Annotated in this window: 12 protein-coding genes and 1 pseudogene; 6 read left to right on the top strand and 7 right to left on the bottom strand. The window is 63.5% G+C overall.

The annotated features are described in order from the left end of the window. Positions 1-232: 232 nt before the first annotated feature. A complete protein-coding gene (locus X741_RS155120) occupies positions 233-5,023 on the bottom strand; it encodes an NAD-glutamate dehydrogenase (protein ID WP_023777553.1) in 4,791 nt (1,596 codons plus the stop codon). A gap of 152 nt (positions 5,024-5,175) precedes the next feature. Between X741_RS155120 and X741_RS155125 the strand changes: the two genes are divergently transcribed. Both X741_RS155125 and X741_RS155130 read left to right on the top strand, forming a co-directional pair. Further along, positions 5,176-5,739 carry a peroxidase-related enzyme gene (locus X741_RS155125; RefSeq protein ID WP_023777552.1) on the top strand — a complete coding sequence of 188 codons (564 nt, stop codon included), beginning with the start codon at positions 5,176-5,178 and terminating at the stop codon, positions 5,737-5,739. A 136-nt stretch (positions 5,740-5,875) separates the two neighbouring features. Continuing rightward, positions 5,876-6,202 carry a hypothetical protein gene (locus tag X741_RS155130; RefSeq protein WP_023777551.1) on the top strand — a complete coding sequence of 109 codons (327 nt, stop codon included), beginning with the start codon at positions 5,876-5,878 and terminating at the stop codon, positions 6,200-6,202. A 9-nt stretch (positions 6,203-6,211) separates the two neighbouring features. On the opposite strand, the gene X741_RS155135 is transcribed toward X741_RS155130, so the two are convergent. After that, positions 6,212-6,826 (bottom strand): LysE family translocator, encoded by a 615-nt coding sequence (locus tag X741_RS155135; RefSeq protein WP_023777550.1) that lies wholly within the window; start codon positions 6,824-6,826, stop codon positions 6,212-6,214. A gap of 280 nt (positions 6,827-7,106) precedes the next feature. Between X741_RS155135 and X741_RS01000000166470 the strand changes: the two genes are divergently transcribed. Next, positions 7,107-7,874 (top strand): DUF1062 domain-containing protein, encoded by a 768-nt coding sequence (locus X741_RS01000000166470; protein ID WP_348625678.1) that lies wholly within the window; start codon positions 7,107-7,109, stop codon positions 7,872-7,874. Between the two features lie 58 nt (positions 7,875-7,932). Here the strand turns inward: X741_RS01000000166470 and typA are convergent, their stop codons facing one another. Then, positions 7,933-9,762 carry a translational GTPase TypA gene (typA, locus tag X741_RS155140; protein WP_023766014.1) on the bottom strand — a complete coding sequence of 610 codons (1,830 nt, stop codon included), beginning with the start codon at positions 9,760-9,762 and terminating at the stop codon, positions 7,933-7,935. A 196-nt stretch (positions 9,763-9,958) separates the two neighbouring features. Here typA and X741_RS155145 point away from each other — a divergent pair, with 196 nt between their 5' ends. After that, entirely contained in the window at positions 9,959-10,240 is a 282-nt protein-coding gene (locus X741_RS155145; protein ID WP_245264223.1) for a hypothetical protein, read from the top strand. A 14-nt stretch (positions 10,241-10,254) separates the two neighbouring features. Here the strand turns inward: X741_RS155145 and X741_RS01000000166465 are convergent. Together X741_RS01000000166465 and X741_RS155150 are read right to left on the bottom strand one after the other, a co-directional pair. Continuing rightward, positions 10,255-11,902 (bottom strand): annotated as a pseudogene (locus X741_RS01000000166465) (alkaline phosphatase). 168 nt (positions 11,903-12,070) lie between these two features. Further along, complete coding sequence (locus X741_RS155150) at positions 12,071-13,354, bottom strand: MFS transporter (protein ID WP_031249976.1); 1,284 nt, start codon at positions 13,352-13,354, stop codon at positions 12,071-12,073. Between the two features lie 74 nt (positions 13,355-13,428). Between X741_RS155150 and X741_RS155155 the strand changes: the two genes are divergently transcribed. Continuing rightward, a complete protein-coding gene (locus X741_RS155155) occupies positions 13,429-14,046 on the top strand; it encodes a TetR/AcrR family transcriptional regulator (protein WP_013892389.1) in 618 nt (205 codons plus the stop codon). Positions 14,047-14,090: 44 nt separating this feature from the next. Continuing rightward, complete coding sequence (locus X741_RS155160; RefSeq protein ID WP_023777548.1) at positions 14,091-14,684, top strand: hypothetical protein; 594 nt, start codon at positions 14,091-14,093, stop codon at positions 14,682-14,684. Positions 14,685-14,693: 9 nt separating this feature from the next. On the opposite strand, the gene ppa is transcribed toward X741_RS155160, so the two are convergent. Both ppa and X741_RS155170 read right to left on the bottom strand, forming a co-directional pair. Then, entirely contained in the window at positions 14,694-15,227 is a 534-nt protein-coding gene (ppa, locus tag X741_RS155165) for an inorganic diphosphatase (protein ID WP_023766008.1), read from the bottom strand. A gap of 201 nt (positions 15,228-15,428) precedes the next feature. Continuing rightward, entirely contained in the window at positions 15,429-15,935 is a 507-nt protein-coding gene (locus X741_RS155170) for a GNAT family N-acetyltransferase (RefSeq protein ID WP_023766007.1), read from the bottom strand. Positions 15,936-15,975: the final 40 nt, after the last annotated feature.

Here is a 15,975-nt window from a genome sequence, read left to right as displayed (position 1 = left end):
CTTGATTGCCACGTGGTTCCCCCAATCCGTCGCTGCTTCGCAGCGCCACCTTTCCCCCTCCGGAGGAAAAGGAAAGGAGCGTTGCTGGACGCGCGTTGACGGCAAAGAGCTTGGCGCCTTTCCTCTGCCCGTCGATCGGGGGAGAGGTGGCTCGGCGAAGCCGAGACGGAGTGGGGGTCGACCAGCGCGGCATAACAATGCATGCGCCAAGCTGCTATGCACGCTATCGACCTCACATCCCCGTCAGATCGCTCATCAGGCCTGACGCCACCGACAGCCGCGACACGGTGATGTCGCCGCCTTCGGTGAGCGCCTGCAACCGCTCGCGGATGCGCGCTACCCGCTCGCCGCCGGCTTCCAGCCAGGCCACCACCGGGTCCGCCGTATCGGCATGGCCGGTGAGCGCCGCCACCGCGATGCCGCGACGCGACGCGCCGATCGTGTCGGTGGCACGGGACAGAGCGAGTTGGTCATAATAGTCCGAAGGTGTGATCGAGCGTGCGGCGTCCTCGACGCGCGGGATGCGGAAGGCGTCGCTAACGGCGAAGAACGCCTTGGCAGCGGCGACGATGTCGGCACCGGCGGTGCGCGCCGTCAGGGCGATGTCGGGGATGAGTTCCGCCACCTCGCTTAGCGCCAGCTGCCCGGCCAATCGTTCCGGCGCGCCGGCCTTGAATAGCCCGTGCCGCTTCTCCTCGATCCGCTCGCGTGAAAACGCCGGCAGCAGCGAAACGAGTTTCGGCTCGAGCGCTTTGCGCGCTTCCTGCAGCTCGGCGATGCGCTGACCGAGCGGCGCCGTGCCGGCATCGTTCTTCAGATACCAGCCGCTGGTCACATAGATCAGCCGGCTAACCATCTGGTAGAGATCGAGTTGCACCTGGCCGTCGATCTGGCTGTCGAGCGCGTCGATCTCGCGATAGAGCGCCGGCAGCGCAAAGCCGTCGCGCACCACCGCGAAGGTGCGCACCACGTCGGCGGCGGTGCGGCCCGTCGCTTCCTGTAGCCGGTTGACGAAGGACGGGCCGCCGCGATTGACCAGGTCGTTGGCGACGACACGGGCAATGATCTCGCGGCGCAGCCTGTGGCCATGGATCTCGGCGGCGTATTTCTTGCCCATCCGGTCCGGGAAATACCCCATCAGGTCGCGGTCGAAATGCGCATCGTCAGGCACGTCGCTGGCGACGATGTCGGAAAACAGCACGATCTTGGCATAAGCGAGCAGCACGCCGAGTTCCGCCCGGGTCAGCGGCTCGCCGCGCGCCTCGCGCTCGGCAAGTGCTGCCGGCGACGGCAGCGTCTCGACGGCACGGTCGAGCAGGCCGCGCGCCTCGAGCGCGGTCATGAACCGCGCCTGATGCGCGATGTCGGCGAGCCCGCGCTTGCGCGCGATCGAAAGCGCCAGGGTCTGCTGGTAGTTGTTCGACAGCACCAGAGAGCCGACCTCGCCGGTCATCTCGGCCAGCAGCTTGTTGCGCGCCGGACGCGTCAGCGATCCTTTGCGCATGGCCGACGCCAACGCGATCTTGATGTTGACCTCGACGTCGGAGCAGTTGACGCCGCCCGAATTGTCGATGGCGTCGGAATTGCAGCGGCCGCCATTCATGCCGAACTCGATGCGCGCCCGCTGCGTGACGCCAAGATTGGCGCCCTCGCCGATCACCTTGGCGCGCACGTCGAGCGCGGTGATGCGGACGGCGTCGTTGGCACGATCCCCGACCTCGACATTGGTTTCGGTCGATGCCCTGAGATAGGTGCCGATGCCGCCGAACCACAACAGATCGACCGGCGCCTTGAGGATAGCGGTCATGATCTCGACCGGCGTCGCGGTCGTCTTGGCCAAGCCGATCGCCGCCGCCGATGCCGCCGGCAAGGTGATCGACTTCTGGTTGCGCGAGACGATGATGCCGCCTTCCGAAAGCTTGCTCTTGTCGTAGTCCTGCCAGGATGAGCGGGCGAGAGCGAACATGCGCTCGCGCTCGGCCATCGAGGCCGCCATGTCCGGGTCCGGATCGATGAAGATGTCGCGATGGTCGAAAGCGGCGATCAGCCTTGTCTTCGGCGATAGCAGCATGCCGTTGCCGAACACGTCGCCCGACATGTCGCCGACACCGACAACCGTGAAGGGCGACGTCTGGATATCGCGGTTGATCTCGCGGAAATGCCGCTTGACCGCTTCCCAGGCGCCTTTGGCGGTGATGCCCATCTTCTTGTGGTCATAGCCGGCCGAGCCGCCGCTGGCGAAGGCGTCGTCGAGCCAGAAGCCATGCTTCTCGGAGATCGCGTTGGCGGTGTCGGAGAAGGTCGCCGTGCCTTTGTCGGCGGCGACGACGAAGTACGGATCGTCCTGGTCGCGCCTGACGACGCCGGCCGGTGGAATGACGCCGTCCAGCCCGATATTGTCGGTGATCGACAACAGGCTGGAGACGAAATTCTTGTAGGCCGACGTGCCGGCCTCGAAGATCGCGTCACGCCCGGCGCTCATCGGCAGCTTCTTGGGATAGAAACCGCCCTTGGCGCCGACCGGCACGATGACGGCGTTCTTGACCTGCTGTGCCTTGACCAGGCCGAGCACCTCGGTGCGGTAGTCCTGGGCCCGGTCAGACCAGCGCAAGCCACCGCGCGCCACCGGGCCGAAGCGCAGATGCAGGCCCTCGACCTCGGAACCGTAGACGAAGATCTCCCGCCACGGCCGTGGCGCCGGCAGCCCCTCGACCGCCTGCGAGTCGAGCTTGATCGCCAGCGACTGGCCTTTCTCTTTCGTATCGGCAACGAAATGATTGGTGCGCAGCGAGGCTTCGATCAGATTGAGATAGCGGCGGATGATGGTGTCGTCATCGATGTTGGGCACATCTTCGAGCGCATCCTTGATCTTGGCCTTGAGATGCTTGGCCGCCACCACGCCTTCGCCCTCGGCGGTCGGGCCAAGCCGGGCGATGAACAGCGCATGCAGGCCGCGCGCGATGTCGGGATAGCGGTTCAGTGCCGCGGCGATGAAGTCCTGGCTTTGCGGAATGCCGACCTGCTGCAGATAGCGGCCATAGGCGCGCAGGATCGTGATTTCGCCGGACCACAGGCCGGCGGTCTGGGCAAGGCCGTTATAGCCGTCATTGTCGACATCGCCGCGCCAGACGGACAGGAACGCGTCCTCGAACAGCGCGCCGCCATCGCCGAGGTTGATCGGCTTGCCATAGCTGTTCTCCAACTCCATGTCGTGGATGAAGACCCTGCCGGACTGCTCGTCACCAACCTCGAAGGTGCGCTCGCTGATGACGCGAAAGCCGATGTTTTCCAGCAGCGGAACGCGCCGCGACAGCGCCACCGGGCTGGCATGGTGAAAAATCTTCAGCGCCGCCTGATGCGGCTTCTGCTCGGCATGGCGGTAGTAGTCGATGGCGATCGGATTGTCGGCGCCGATCTTGGCGATGCGCCCGGCATCGACCAATGCCTCCGCCGCGCTGAACGATTCGCGATAGCTCTCCGGCAGCCTCGCGGCGATTGTCTTCAGCGCCTGGTCCCCGCCATGGGCATCCGCCGCGTCGGAAAGGGCATCCTCCCAGGTCCGCACGATGTCTCGGATCGCCGCCTCGATCGTCGCCTGCTCGACTTTCGGCGTCTTGCCGCCGGAGCGGCCGATGATGAAATGCACGCGCGCTAGCCCGCCTTCCGGGAAGGCCGGGTAATAGGCCGACAGCCGGCCCTCGAAAACGGTTTTCAGATAGGCGCCGATCTTCTCGCGCACGACACTGTCGTAGCGGTCGCGCGGCACAAAGACGAGGATCGAGACGAAGCGGTCGAACTGGTCGGCACGCACCAGCGCCCGCACCCGCGGCCGCTCGACCAGGCCGAGAATGGCCGCGGCGTGCTTTCTCAGGATCGGCACCGGCACCTGGAACAGTTCGTCGCGCGGATAGCTCTCCAGCACGTTGATGAGTGCCTTGCCGGAATGATCGTGGCGGTCGAAGCCGGACTTGGCGATGATGGTTTCGGCCTTGGACCTGAGATAGGGAATCTTCATCACCGAGCGCGTGTAGGCGGTCGAGGTGAACAGGCCGACGATGCGCAGTTCGCCCGCCAACGCGCCCTTGGCGGTGTAGGTCTTGATGCCGATGTAATCGAGATAGATGCGGCGGTGCACCAACGACTTGGCATTGGCCTTGGTGACGATCAGCGGCTCCGGCCCGTGCAAGAAGGCGCGGATTTCCGGTGTCGTCGTCACCGCTTCGGTGCCGCGCCTGAGCACCAGCACGTCGGGATCCGTCAGGATGCCGAGGCCGGCCTTGTCGGCGCGCTCCAGCGTGCCGCTTTCCTCGCCGCCGGTGTATTTGAATTCGCGCATGCCGAGGAAGGTGAAATTGTCGTCGCGCAGCCACTCCAGGAAAGCGATCGCCTCGGCAACGCTCTTCTTGTCGAGCGGCACCGCCGAATAGCGGAACTCCGAGATCGCCTGGTCGAGCCGGGCCAGCATTGGCTTCCAGTCGTGGACGGCGGCGTGAACCTGGCCGAGCATCTTGCGCAGCCGCTCGGTCAAGCCGGTCGCAGCTTCGACCGTCACCCGTGGAATATGAACGTGGATGACGCTCAGCCGATCGTGGCTGCCGTCGTCCTTGGCGAAATTGCCGTCGCCGAGGATCTCTTCCACTCCGCCCTTGCCGTGGCGAACCGTGATGACCGGGTGGGTGACCAGGCTCGGCTCGCCGGCGGTTTCCGTGATCTCGCCGAGGATGGAATCGAACAGGAACGGCATGTTGTCGTTGACGACGGTGATCACCGTGACCGGCCGGCCTTCGCGGAACACACCCGAATCGGCTTCGACGGCGACGACGCATTCACCCTTCTTGTGGCCGGCGACCGCCTGACCGGCGAGGTCGGCGGCGCGTTCGAGGTCGGCCACTTCATAGGCGGCGATGTCTTCGGCCGGCGCTCGGGCAAGCAGGTAATCGGCAAGCCTGGCTGGCCTTTCCTCCGTTTTCGCCGCCGCTGTTGCCTTGTTTTTCGACTTAGCTGCGGTTTTCACGCTGGCCATGGTGCTTCTTGCCTCCCGTCGCATGCTTTTGAGACTATGGTAGCAGATGACCGCTGTTTGGCGACAAAGGTTTGACGGCTTGCCAAGAATTATCGGAATTCCAATTGTCGGAATTCGGCGGCAAGCCATCATCCAGGGTGGAGAGATGACCAATGAACGGCAAAATTTCGGCGCTCGATCTGGCTCCCGAAGAGTTGAGCGAGCCGACAAAAGCCTATTTCGCCAAATGCGAGGAGAAGCTCGGCCTCGTTCCCAACGTGCTCAAGGCCTACGCTTTCGACGACAAGAAACTGCGCGCCTTCACCGACATGTACAACGATCTGATGCTGGGTGAGTCCGGCCTGTCGAAGCTGGAGCGCGAGATGATCGCGGTCGCCGTCTCCTCCATCAACCATTGCTATTATTGCCTGACCGCGCATGGCGCGGCGGTGCGCCAGCTGTCCGGCGACCCGGCGCTCGGTGAGATGATGGCGATGAATTTCCGCGCCGCCGATCTTTCGCCCAAGCAGACCGCAATGCTCGAATTCGCCGTCAAGCTGACCGAACAGCCGGCCAAGATTGTCGAGGCCGATCGGGCCGCGCTGCGTCAGGCCGGCTTCACCGATCGCGACATATGGGACATCGCCTCGACCGCTGCCTTCTTCAACATGTCGAACCGCGTGGCGGCGGCGATCGACATGCGGCCGAACGACGAATACCACGCCATGGCAAGATGAGGCGCGGCGGCCGGAATCCTGCCCGCCTTATATCAGCTATCCCTCATCTTCGTTGATTGTTTGCCCGTTTGGTCCGATGATCGGCGCGCGGCGTGACCGCATGCCGGTTCGATGCCGCTGATGAAGGGAGGAGAACATGGCGAAATTTCTCTACGTCTATCACGGTTCCGGCAAGATGCCGGCGACCGAGGCCGATCTAAAGGCGTTGACGGACAGCTGGATGGGCTGGTTCGGGAAACTTGGCTCGGCTGTGGTCGACCGTGGCAATCCGGTTGGCATGTCGAAAACCGTTCTGCCCGGCGGCAAGGTCGAGAACAATGGCGGCAGTAACCCGACTGGCGGCTATTCGATCATCGAGGCGAAGGACATCGACGACGCCACCAGCAAGGCCAAGGATTGTCCGATCCTGATGGAGCCGAACTGCAACGTCGAGATCGCGCCGATCCTCAATATGATGGCTTGACGCCCCGGTTCAGGACCGCGCCGCGATGGCCGCGGCGGCGCCGGCCATCGTCGTGGCGCTGACGCGGTTGGCGATCTTCATGGCGCGCTTGCTCTTCAGCAGCTTGCGCGCCTGCGAGGCGGCGAGCACCCAGGCGAGATCGATGGCAATGAGCACCACGGCCATGGTCGCCGTCAGCTCGACCCAGCCGACGATGCTGACCGAGGCCAGGTCGATGATGGTCGGCAGCAGCGCCAGGTAGAACATCATGATCTTGGGGTTGCCGAGCGTCACCGCCATGCCGGCGAAGAACAGCTTCACCGGAGAATCCTCGCGCGGCATCTCGCCTTCCTTGGCGTCGACAGGTGCGGTCCACATTTTCCAGGCGAGGTACGCGAGATAGGCTACGCCGACCCACTTCACCACGACGAAGGCGAAATGGAAGGTCTGCGCCACGACGGCCAGCCCGAACACCGCCAGCGATAGCCAGATGCCCTCGCCGATCCACATGGCGAGCAGGAACGGGAACACGTCACGAAAGCCCTTCGAGATGACCCGCGCGACCAGAGCCGCGATCGAGGGGCCTGGTGAACCGGCAGCGACAAACAGGGCGGCGGCGAAAATGAGCAGCGAGGTGAGATGCATGGCAAGGATCTCGGATTGAGGTTTGACTGCCACACTAGCCAGCAACAGCAGCATTGGCAAAGACAAGGTAATCGGTCGGCAGCCCAGGCCTCCATGCTCGCGATCCCTTGCCGGCTCCGCGTCCCGCGGCTAGAAGAACCGCCGCGAAACAATTTTTGAGCTTCACTTTGCCTACGTAACCGCCGGTCTCGTCAACTCCCCCGACACACCTGCATGGCGCCGCATTCGTGGTGCCTGGTTTCATTTTCATGTGTTCCTCTGGCGGCGGTTCGAGACCGGTTTGGCACTGCTGAACCGCTTGCGCGCTTTCCGCCAGCGACACCTGACTCCACGATCTCCGCAGCCTACCGCCACGCCGCGCCCGCATGGGCATCTCGAGATTGCCGACCTGATGAACTTCCCGACGGGAAGGGCTTATCGGCATGTCCGGCATTGTGCGTATCCACTGGGCGATCGCGCCAGCAATCGCTCCTCAACCCCTGGTCAACTGCAATCGCTGCGGCGGCGTGAGGGCGTATCGCTGCAGCGAAAAGTTCCGCGTCAACGCCAACGGCAAGCGCATCGACGTGTGGCTGATCTATCGCTGCGTCGATTGCGACAATTCCTGGAACTTCGGCATTCTCGAACGCTGAACCGCCGCGACATCGAACCGGCGCTGCTCCAGGCGCTCGAAAGCAATGATCCGGGGCTGGCCCGGCGCCATGCCTTCAATGTCTCCGCGCTGCGCAATCAGGTAGGACGTGTCGAGGAGTTTCCCGATGTCGCCGTGCAAAGGCATCTGGTTGGGGAGACAAGCGAAAGCGCGACAGCGCTGGAACTCAGGCTTGGGCTGGAAATGCCGATATCGCTCCGCCTCGACCGCCTGCTTGCCAACGAACTCGGCATCTCGCGGTCGCGGCTTCAGGCCTTCGAAGAAAGACGATTGCTGGCCGTAAGGCCGGACGGGGCCAAAGCCCTGCGCAGAGCGGCTCGCGAGGGGACGATCGTGCTGATCGATCTGGAGGGTGAACCCGACCGCGAAGCCATCATCTCGGCAGCCGGCGGTTGAATGAAAAAGGAGCGGAGCACGCGGTGCTCCGCCCCTTTTTATACAAGGAATCAGAAGATTACGCCGCGCCGACCGCCTTGGCCGACTTCTCGAAGCGCTTGCGCTCGTTCGGGTCGAGATAGAGCTTGCGCAGGCGAATGGTCTTCGGCGTCACTTCGACCAGCTCGTCGTCCTGGATCCAGGCCAGCGCGCGTTCCAGCGTCATGCGGATCGGCGGGGTGAGCTTGACCGCCTCGTCCTTGCCGGCGGCGCGGATGTTGGTCAGCTTCTTGCCCTTCAGCACGTTGACTTCGAGGTCGTTGTCCCTGGAGTGGATGCCGATGATCATGCCCTGATAGACCTTGACGCCTGGATCGATGACCATCGGGCCGCGGTCTTCGAGGTTCCACATGGCGTAGGCCACGGACTCACCCTGCTCGTTGGAGATCAGCACGCCGTTGGTGCGGCCCGGCAGTTCGCCCTTGTAGGGCTCATAGGCATGGAACAGGCGGTTCATCACGGCGGTGCCGCGCGTATCGGTCAACAGTTCCGACTGGTAGCCGATCAGGCCGCGCGTCGGCGCGTGGAAGACGATGCGCTGGCGGTTGCCGCCGGACGGACGCAGCTCGACCATTTCGGCCTTGCGCTCCGACATCTTCTGCACCACGACGCCGGCATGTTCCTCGTCGACGTCGATGACGACTTCCTCGACCGGCTCCAGCAATTCGCCGTTCTCGCCCTTCTGCATGACGACGCGCGGACGCGACACGGCGATTTCAAAGCCTTCGCGGCGCATCGTCTCGATCAGCACGGCGAGCTGCAATTCGCCGCGGCCGGAGACGAAGAACGAATCCTTGTCGGGCGATTCCTCGATCTTCAGCGCGACATTGCCTTCGGCTTCGCGCAGCAGGCGGTCGCGGATGACGCGGCTGGTCACCTTGTCGCCTTCGGTGCCGGCGAGCGGGCTGTCATTGACCAGGAAGGACATGGTCACGGTCGGCGGATCGATCGGCTGCGCATGCAGCGCCTCGGTCACCGCCAGGTCGCAGAACGTGTCGGCGACGGTGCCCTTGGACAGGCCGGCGATGGCGACGATGTCGCCCGCCTGCGCTTCTTCGATCGGCTGGCGCTCGAGGCCACGGAAGGCAAGGATCTTGGAGATGCGGCCGGTCTCGATCTGCGTGCCGTCATTGTGCAGCACTTTGACCGCCTGGTTCGACTTCAGCGTGCCGCTCTCGATGCGGCCGGTGATGATGCGGCCAAGGAAGGGATTGGCTTCCAGGATGGTGCCGATCATGCGGAACGGTCCGGGATGAACGGTCGGCGCCGGCACATGTTTGATCACGAGATCGAACAGCGGCGCAAGCTGCTGGTCCTTGGGGCCTTCCGGATTTTCCGAGACCCAGCCGTCGCGGCCCGAACCATAGAGGATCGGGAAGTCGAGCTGCTCGTCGGTGGCGTCGAGGGCCGCGAACAGATCGAACACCTCGTTGACGACCTCGACATGGCGGGCGTCCGGCCGGTCGATCTTGTTGATGACGACGATCGGCTTCAAGCCGACCTTCAGCGCCTTGCCGACCACGAACTTGGTCTGCGGCATCGGGCCCTCGGCGGCGTCGACCAGCACGATGGCTGAATCCACCATCGACAGGATGCGCTCGACCTCACCGCCGAAATCGGCGTGTCCGGGCGTGTCGACGATGTTGATGCGCGTATCCTTCCAGTCGACCGAAGTCGCCTTGGCCAGGATGGTGATGCCGCGTTCCTTTTCGAGGTCGTTCGAATCCATGGCGCGTTCGGCGACGCGCTGGTTGTCGCGGAACGAGCCGGACTGCTTCAAAAGCTGGTCGACCAGGGTGGTCTTTCCATGGTCGACGTGCGCGATGATCGCGATATTACGGAGTTTCATGTTCTGATCTCGGAAGCGTTGCAGGCAGCAGGCCAAAGGCGCTGCCTCTTTCGGTTGCGCGGCTCATACAGGGTTTTTCGCAGTTGCGAAAGGGGAAGCGCAACACCAAATACTCATCAAATCTTAAGCATCTGCGTGTGAAATGATTTTGTTAACCAAGGCGGGAACCATTCAGGGCCCGGGCAGTTCGAACGTCATGACCGATAAACTCAACCGATTTTGGCCACTAATCGCCTCCGCGGCCTTTGCCGTTCTGCTGGCGGCCAACGCCGCGCAGTCGGCCGCGACGCTGAAGGAAGCACGGTCGTCCCTGCCGATCGATGCGCCTTCGGCCCAACAGGCTTTCGCCGACGCCCCCGACGGCGTCGATCCGATTGTGACTGGCCCGGTCAGCGCCGCCTTCAAGCAGCGCCAGGACGCAGCCAACTGCGACAGCGCCGTCTGGCCGAACATTCCAATGGTCTGCTACCCGGACTGACGACCTTCAGGTCTTTACGCCGACCGTACCGGGTCGAGCGTGATCTTGTAGAGTTCGTTGTCGTCGCGATCCATCAGCCGCACGGTCATCTGCTCGGTGGCGCCGGAAATGTCGACAAGGCCAAAGAATTGCAGGCCGGTTGACGGCGGCAGGTTCTGCCCCTGCTCGGCTGTCGGCGCCTTGATGAACTTCAGCTCCGGACCGAAGGTCATGTCGAAATCGTTCGGGCCGAACGTTCCGGCATGGATGGGGCCGGAGACGAATTCCCAGAACGGACTGAAGTCCTGGAACTGAGCCTTCTCGGGATTGTAGTAATGCGCGGCTGTGTAGTGCACGTCGGCAGTGAGCCAGACGGTGTTGCTGATGCCAGCATTCTTGATGTAGCGCAGCAGGTCGGCGATCTCCAGCTCACGTCCCTTTGGCAGGCCGTTGTCACCATTGCTGACAGCCTCCGCGCCTGCCTTTTTGACGCCATCGTCCCAGACGACGAGGCCGAGCGGCATGTCTGCGGCGATGATCTTCCATGTCGCCTTGGAGTTGGCTAGCTCCCGCTTCAGCCATTTCGTCTGCTGTTCGCCCAGCATGCGCGATTGCGGCGTCATCTCATCCTGCATGTCCGGACCGTTGGGGCCGCGATAGGAGCGCATGTCGAGGAAGAACATGTCGAGCAGCGGCCCGTAGGCTATCTTGCGGTAGACGCGGCCGGGCTCCGACGGCTCGTAACGGATCGTCGTCATCTCATGGAAGGCGCGGGCCGCGCGGGCCGCCAGCACATGGATGGATTTTTCCGTGTAGCGATTGTCGGCGCTCAGATTTTTCGAATCCGACCAGTTGTTCAGCACCTCGTGGTCGTCCCACTGATAAAAGGTCGGGCAGATGGCGCTGAGACCCAGGACGTGTCTGTCCATCATGTTGTATTTCCACTGGTCGCGGTATTCGTCCAGCGTCTCGGCGACCTTGCGCTTGCCATCGACTAGCACGACGTTCTTCCACTTGCCGCCGCCGGGCAGGTCGACCTCGTCCTTCATCGCGCNGCTTGCCATCGACTAGCACGACGTTCTTCCACTTGCCGCCGCCGGGCAGGTCGACCTCGTCCTTCATCGCGCCGTCGGCATAGATGGTGTCGCCCGAATGCAGGAAGAAATCGGGCGTGTGCTTGCCGATCGTGGCGTAGGTCTTCATGCCGGTCTCGTCGATGCCCCAGCCCTGGCCGGCGGTGTCGCCCGACCAAGCGAACTTGATGTCGCGCTTCGAGGCCGGCGCGGTGCGGAAGCGGCCGACGATCGGCTCGGAGACGGCGTTGATGTCAGCAAGGTCGGCTGCCGTCATGCGGTAGAAGATGTCCTGATCAGAAGCGAGATCGGTGAGCAGGCGTCTGACCGTATAATCGCTGGCCGGCGACGTATCGAGCGGCGCCAGCCGGATCGCGTTGGCGAAATTCTCGGTCGACGACACTTCGAACATGACACGCGACGGGCGATCCGTGCGCGTCCACACCATGCCGCTGGTGGAGTCGACATCCCCCGACTGGACGCCATGGGTGAAGGCCGGGCGCTGGTTGGCGCGAGAATAATAGGGCAGCGCCAGGCTGGAAACGCCGACCAGACCAACGGCGCTGGCGGAGGTGACAAAAGCGCGGCGAGTCATCGAGAGCTTGTTCATGGCTGTCTCCTGGATGGCGTTGAACGTTGCCACCAAGCTCCGGCCTCAATGTTTCAGGCGCATCTCGAAATCATGAACGTTTGATAACAATGAACAGGGCTGCCCTTTCTGTCTCCTCTCACGCCCAGTAACGCTACGGGCCCAAAAGGGGAGAAGGGAGGGCCGCGCCTATGCCGCTTGCGGTTCCGGATCGAAGGCCGGCCGGCTGGTGTTGATCAGCAGCGAGATGCAGGCGGCGGCGATAGCCGTCATTCCAGCGATCAGGAAGGCCAGTTCGTAATTGCCCTGCAGCTCGCGCATGGTGCCGCCGAAGGCGGCCGCCGTGGCGGCCCCCACCTGGTGGCCGGCGACGATCCAGCCGAACACGATCGGTCCGCTGCGGTCGCCGAAGGCCTCGTTGGCGAGCCTGAGCGTCGGCGGCACGGTGGCGATCCAGTCGAGGCCATAGAGCACCGCGAAGATGATCAGGCTGGTCGCCGAAAAGCCGGAATAGGGCAGGTAGATCAGCGACAGGCCACGGATGGCATAGTAGACGCCAAGCAGCTTGCGCGGGTCGAAACGGTCGGTAAGCCAGCCGGACAGCGTCGTGCCGATCAGGTCGAAAATGCCCATCATCGACAGCAGGCCGGCCGCCTGCACCTCGCCGATGCCCATGTCGCCGCAGAAGGCGATCAAATGCGTGCCGACCAGCCCGTTGGTGGTGAAGCCACAGACGAAGAAGGTGGCGAACAGATACCAGAACACACGCGTGCCGGCGGCGCGGCGCAGCGTGTTGAGCGTGTGCGCCAGGAAATTGCCTTGCGATGCCGGCGATGTCGGCGGCACGTCACCGGCCTCGGCGCCATAACGCACCATGCCGATCGAGGCCGGACGCTCCGGCACCAGCAGCCAGACCAGCGGCAGCAGACAGGCCGTGGCGATCGCGACCGCGATGGCGACCGGCTTCCAGCCACCGGACTGCGCAAGCGAGGCAAGCAGCGGCAGGAATACCAGAAGGCCAGTCGCGCTGGAGGCCGACATCAAGCCCATGACCAGTCCGCGATTGGTCTTGAACCAGCGGTTGACGATGGTGGCGCCGAGCACGCTGGCGACGGCGCCGGAGCCGATGCCGGAGAACACGCCCCAGGTGATGAAGAGATGCCAGGGCTCGGTCATCAGAAGGCTGAGCGCGGTCGAGCCCGACATGATCACCAGCGAGGCGATCAGCGTGCGGCGCAGTCCGATCCGCTCCATCAGCGCGGCGGCGAACGGACCGGTCAGGCCATAGAGCAGGATGCCGACACCGGCGGCCAGCGAGATGACGTCGCGCCGCCAGCCGAAGCTGTTTTCGAGCGGCAGCATCATGACGGCGGGAGCCGAACGCAGGCCGGCGGCGATCAGCAGGCAGAGGAAGATGACGCCGACCACGACGAAGGCGTAGCGCTGGCCAAACGGGCGGGATTGAGCTATCATGTTACTGACCGGTACGTTGCAGGATGGGAGCATGTATACGTACCGATCGGTAACATTGTCAACCGAGTCCCATGATGCCAACCGACAAAAATATTGAACTGACCATCAGCGATGGTCATGCATCGGCACCGCCGAAGGCCGCCAAAAAAATCCTCGACGTCGCCTACGACCTGTTCTACCGGCGCGGCATCCGGGCGATCGGGGTCGACGAGATCGTCAAGCGCGCCGGCGTCACCAAGCCCAGCCTCTATCGCAGCTTCCCTTCCAAGGACGAATTGGCCGCCTCGTATCTGCGGCAATACGACCTCGAATTCTGGGAGCGCTTCGACGAGGCTGTCGACGCCCATCCCGGCGATCCGCGCGCGCAGATCAAGGCTTTCCTGACCCGCGTCGGAAAGCGCACGCAAAAACCCGATTATCGCGGCTGCGGCATGACCAACGCAGCGGTCGAGTACCCCGAGCACGGCCATCCGGCCCGAATGGTCAGCGAAGACAACAAGCAGGAACTGCGCCGCCGGCTGCGCGCCATGGCTGCCGCGATGGGCGCCGGCGATGCCGACACGCTGGGCGACGGGCTGCTGCTGCTGCTCGAGGGTGCCTATATCAGCGGCCAGTTGTTCGGGCTCGGTGGGCCGGCGCAGTCGGTCGCCCGCAATGCCGACCTGCTGATTGAAGCCAGCTTGAAGAAATAGCGATTGGCGATACGTTGTGGCGAGCTCCAACGGAGATATCCGTCATGCGCAACCTGCTGATCCCGCTTGCCCTCGCCGGCCTCTGTCAGGCAGCCCATGCCGGTGACATATCGAGCGCCTATACCGATCTCGACTGGAAGAAGAACTGCGTGACCTACGCTCAGGCCGAACAAGGCGACGGCGACTGGGCCGACCTCGCCTGTTCGGGCTACCGCGGCTATCCCGTGCTGATCGCCTATGACGATGCCCGCGAATCGCTGTTTTATGGTTTTCCGCCCGGCGGCGACATGACATCCGCCTGGGAGAGTTTTTCCGCCTTCAATTCGTCCGGGGCCAAGGTCGAATGGCGCGTCGAGACCAATGGCGACAAAGCCGTACCCTTCGCGGTCATCCACCGCCGCACGATCAGCAATGGCGAGGATGAGAACAAGTCGACCGAAGTGTTGCTCGTCGCCAAGGTCGGCCAGATGGACGCCCGCGCCGGCTGCACCGTCGGCCTGGTACTGGCCACCGGCAACCCGCAAGCCAACGACCAGGCGCGCAAACTCGCCGACGAGAAGGCGCGAACCTTCGCCTGCGGCAAGGACCGGCACACCGTCATCGGCAATGTGCCGGCCTTCGGCCGGGTCGACAACTGATCAGAAGCGCTACTTGCTCTTCTTCGCCCGTTCGATCGCGTCCATGATCATCTTCTTGGCGTATTTGGAATCGTGCCAGCCTTCGATCTTGACCCATTTGCCGGGCTCGAGATCCTTGTAGTGCTCGAAGAAGTGCTGCACCTGCTGGCGGGTGATGTCGGGCAACTGCGTATACTCGGTGACGTTCTCGTAGCGCAGCGTCAGCTTGGGCGACGGCACGGCGATGATCTTTTCGTCCTGGCCGGCATTGTCTTCCATGATCAGCACGCCGATCGGCCTGACATTGATGACGCAGCCCGGCACCAGCGCGCGCGTGTTGCAGACCAGCACGTCGATCGGATCGCCATCGCCCGACAGTGTGTGCGGCACGAAGCCGTAATTGCCGGGGTAGCGCATCGAGGTGTGCAGGAAGCGGTCAACGAACAAGGTACCGGCTTCCTTGTCCATCTCGTACTTGATCGGCTCGCCGCCGATCGGCACCTCGATGATGACGTTGACGTCCTCAGGCGGGTTCTTTCCGCTGGCTATGGCTTCAATGCGCATGGCTTTTGTCCCTCTCTCGATGGGGAGGAGATAGCGGGCGGCGCAGAATGGCGCAATGCGGCGAATGGTGCTGACCGACGTCGGGCGAGACGCGATGGCATCCGGCACGTTCAATCATCGGAACAAGATGTTTCAGCGCCGTGATTTCGCGTTGGATTATCCCGCGAGCCGGCTTTGCTTTCCGCGATCAGCCCTCGGCGGTCATTCCCAGACGAAAGCCACCTTCTTCAGCGCCTTCTGCTCGAAGATCTCGACGCCTTCGGCGATGTCGCGGCCGCCGGCGCCGGCGTAGAAGGCGAGCGCGTTCTGGTTGTCTTCCAGCGCCCACACCACCATGCCTTTCAGGCCATGGTCGGCAAGCCGCGCCTTGGCGGCTGAAAACAGCCGCCGCCCGAGGCCGATGCCCTGATATTCCGGGCGCAAATAGAGTTCGTAGATCTCGCCCTGCTGCTTGAGTTCCCGGGCCCGGTTCTTGCCGATCGTCGCGTAGCCGGCGATCGTGCCGCCGATCTCGACCACAAGGACGGTCGCGGCGCGGCGAATCGCATTCGCCCACCAGTCGGCGCCACGGCGATTGATCATCGATGTCAGCGTGCGGTGCGGAATGATGCCGGAATAGGCGCCGCGCCAGGCTTCCAGATGCACCTCGGCGATAGCGCCAGCGTCGCGCGGCTCTGCCTTCCGGATGTCGATCGTCAGCGTATTCATGATTTGTTAACCATAAACCCGCACTGGCCGATTGCAAGAG

Origin of the sequence: Mesorhizobium sp. LNHC221B00, assembly GCF_000502935.1 — a bacterium.
In the GTDB taxonomy this organism is placed as follows: domain Bacteria; phylum Pseudomonadota; class Alphaproteobacteria; order Rhizobiales; family Rhizobiaceae; genus Mesorhizobium; species Mesorhizobium opportunistum.
Note: the sequence above shows the minus strand (reverse complement) of the source record. Positions and strands in the feature narration are given on the sequence as shown.

Excerpts from the sequence above, each read along its gene's own strand:
- X741_RS155125 (WP_023777552.1), top strand. The coding sequence starts at position 5,176 with ATGAACGGCAAAATTTCGGCGCTCGATCTGGCTCCCGAAGAGTTGAGC.
- X741_RS155120 (WP_023777553.1), bottom strand. The coding sequence starts at position 5,023 with ATGGCCAGCGTGAAAACCGCAGCTAAGTCGAAAAACAAGGCAACAGCG.
- X741_RS155145 (WP_245264223.1), top strand. The coding sequence starts at position 9,959 with ATGACCGATAAACTCAACCGATTTTGGCCACTAATCGCCTCCGCGGCC.
- X741_RS155155 (WP_013892389.1), top strand. The coding sequence starts at position 13,429 with ATGCCAACCGACAAAAATATTGAACTGACCATCAGCGATGGTCATGCA.
- X741_RS155170 (WP_023766007.1), bottom strand. The coding sequence starts at position 15,935 with ATGAATACGCTGACGATCGACATCCGGAAGGCAGAGCCGCGCGACGCT.
- typA (WP_023766014.1), bottom strand. The coding sequence starts at position 9,762 with ATGAAACTCCGTAATATCGCGATCATCGCGCACGTCGACCATGGAAAG.
- X741_RS155150 (WP_031249976.1), bottom strand. The coding sequence starts at position 13,354 with ATGATAGCTCAATCCCGCCCGTTTGGCCAGCGCTACGCCTTCGTCGTG.
- X741_RS155160 (WP_023777548.1), top strand. The coding sequence starts at position 14,091 with ATGCGCAACCTGCTGATCCCGCTTGCCCTCGCCGGCCTCTGTCAGGCA.
- X741_RS155135 (WP_023777550.1), bottom strand. The coding sequence starts at position 6,826 with ATGCATCTCACCTCGCTGCTCATTTTCGCCGCCGCCCTGTTTGTCGCT.
- X741_RS155130 (WP_023777551.1), top strand. The coding sequence starts at position 5,876 with ATGGCGAAATTTCTCTACGTCTATCACGGTTCCGGCAAGATGCCGGCG.
- ppa (WP_023766008.1), bottom strand. The coding sequence starts at position 15,227 with ATGCGCATTGAAGCCATAGCCAGCGGAAAGAACCCGCCTGAGGACGTC.